At 61.5% G+C, this 2,151-nt stretch carries 3 protein-coding genes and 1 pseudogene; 1 reads left to right on the top strand and 3 read right to left on the bottom strand.

Annotated features, from left to right (window positions below; genetic code table 11):
• Positions 1-215: 215 nt before the first annotated feature.
• A complete protein-coding gene (locus DRB19_RS29445) occupies positions 216-518 on the bottom strand; it encodes an SWIB/MDM2 domain-containing protein (protein ID WP_114189485.1) in 303 nt (100 codons plus the stop codon).
• A gap of 38 nt (positions 519-556) precedes the next feature.
• A complete protein-coding gene (locus DRB19_RS29450; protein ID WP_114189486.1) occupies positions 557-1,291 on the bottom strand; it encodes a sigma-70 family RNA polymerase sigma factor in 735 nt (244 codons plus the stop codon).
• Positions 1,292-1,588: 297 nt separating this feature from the next.
• On the opposite strand from DRB19_RS29450, the gene DRB19_RS30535 reads away from it, so the two are divergent.
• Complete coding sequence (locus DRB19_RS30535) at positions 1,589-1,762, top strand: hypothetical protein (RefSeq protein ID WP_162815961.1); 174 nt, start codon at positions 1,589-1,591, stop codon at positions 1,760-1,762.
• Positions 1,763-1,871: 109 nt separating this feature from the next.
• Here the strand turns inward: DRB19_RS30535 and DRB19_RS29455 are convergent.
• Positions 1,872-2,151 (bottom strand): annotated as a pseudogene (locus tag DRB19_RS29455) (polyhydroxyalkanoate depolymerase); the annotation flags it as partial.

The raw sequence follows: 2,151 nt of genomic DNA on the forward strand, positions 1-2,151 counted from the left end.
CGTGCCGTTGTGAGGCTTGAGCGTAAGGTCAAGCGGCTGACTGATCAGGATCGAGCCGATCAGGCTGCCCGTCTCAGGTTTGCTGCCCGTTACCTGCGCCAAGCCGCACTCCGCGACCGCCTGCAAGCCGCTGCGCTGAGACGAGCAGCCCACGAATGATGGGCAGTTCAGTTTGCCCTCCATGCAGGCTGGCATGGCTCGCCGCTGCCACGGGTTCATTTGAGATGCTGGGCGAGGTACTTGTTCATCTCGAACATGCTCACCTTGTTCCTGCCACCGAACACCGCCTGAAGCTTCTCGTCCGCCATGATCTCCCGCCTGTTCTGCGGGTTCTGAAGCTTGTGCTTCTTGATGTACTCCCACACCTTGCTCACCACTTCAGGGCGCGGCAAAGGGGCTGAGCCAACCACGGCGGCCAGTTCCTGTGACGGCTGCAAGGGCTTCAAGAAGCCAGAAGCCGGTTCGGCAGATATGCTTTTGGCTGTCGCTTCAGGCTTCTCGGGTTTGGAGGGTGCCATGGCTAGTCCCCTGTGGAGCTTGATCGCGATACCTGTCGCTAGAGGTGCCTCATGGCGGGCTTTTGCAGCGCCGCCTGGATCAGCCGGTCGGGATCAAGGTCATGGCGATCCTTCATCTGCAACAGCATCGCCAATTGCGTCCGTGCCCGGTTCACTCGGCTCTTGATCGTCCCAACCGCCACTCCGCAGGGGTTCGCTGCGTCTTCGTAGGACCTCCCCTCGGCTCCCACCAGGAGGACAGCCTTGCGCTGCTCGGGCGGCAACTGAACCAGCGCCCGCCGCAGGTCAGTAAAGGTGAGAGCGGATTCCTGCTCAGGCTGGACCATCAAGCATCGGGCATAGGCTCCGTCAGGGTCCGCAACCTCGTGCCTGCGCTTGCGGTACTGCGAGTAGAAGCCGTTGCGCAGGATCGTGAAGAGCCACGCACCGAGATTGGTGCCCTGCTCAAAGCGGGCAAGGTTGGCCCAGGCCCGCAGGATGGTGTCCTGCACCAGATCATCGGCCCAGGCGGGGTTGTTGGTCAGCGAGAGAGCAAAGGACCTCAGGTTGGGGAGGAACCCGAGCATCTGGTCGCGCAGGACGGGCTCAACAGGGCTGAACCGTGGCGATGGCTCCAAGTGGCAAGCGGCACGAGCCGTCTGGATCAGCGCCGCCTGCCGCTCATGCGTGAGGGGATGAATGTGCTGTAACCGCGTCCGCCTGATCCCGGCGGGATCGGAAACGACCTTGTTTTGAGGGGCCGGATGGCTGTGAGAGAAAGCAGTTCGTGCCATGGCTTGGCTCCACCTTGGCTACCGCAACACCATATATCTGTGCCGCTCGACGAGCCAGAAAAAGCGCAGGGTTCCGCTGGCTCGCACTGAAGCGGGGCCAAGGTGTGCGCCGGGACAAGGCTTCGCCTCAAACCCGCTAGCCGCACATCGGCGGGTTCCTCGGGGTGCCCTGATCATACGGCTGATCGCCTAACCATCGAGAAAGGATGAACTTGCCACACAGATGCCAAACGGAGGGATAACCTCAGCCCCAAGAGACTGAACGGCCACGAGCCGTGCTGCGACAGGACTGATCCAATGACCAAGCCATTTTCCCAGTACCTGGAGGCTGTCGAGCGCAGGCTTCCGTCCACGCACCACAGGTTCATGCGGGGCGATCTCTATCTGACGGTCTTAGACTGGTACACCGATGGGGTTGAGCCGCACGAGGCGGCAACACGGATCAGAAATGCCATCGGGGAATGGCCCTGACAGGGGATGGTCTCGCGAGCGGGATGCAGATGCCGCCATTCGGTGCGACAGAGCCTATTGCGGTCGGGCCGCAAGTCCGCTCATCCTGGATTGCGTCTCCCGGCCATGTTCAGACTGAAACTCTCTCCATGGTCACGACAGGTCGTTTGCTCGTGGGAGGCATTCGGGGCCTAGCGGACCGGCCTGCATTCCTCGTCATGAATGCCTTGATCCGTGGCACAATTTCTGTCCGAAAGCGTGAGCCGTTGAAGACACCGTAGTGCCCGACCCCCGCCTGGACATAATGCTCCTTCTTGTCAGCCGACAGGTTTGGCGTGAGCGTGAGAGCCGCTGAGGTCTGACCACATCCCGTGATGTCGTCCTTCTCGCCCTCAACCGTCATCAGAGCG

The organism is Microvirga aerophila (assembly GCF_003332305.1).
In the GTDB taxonomy this organism is placed as follows: domain Bacteria; phylum Pseudomonadota; class Alphaproteobacteria; order Rhizobiales; family Beijerinckiaceae; genus Microvirga; species Microvirga aerophila.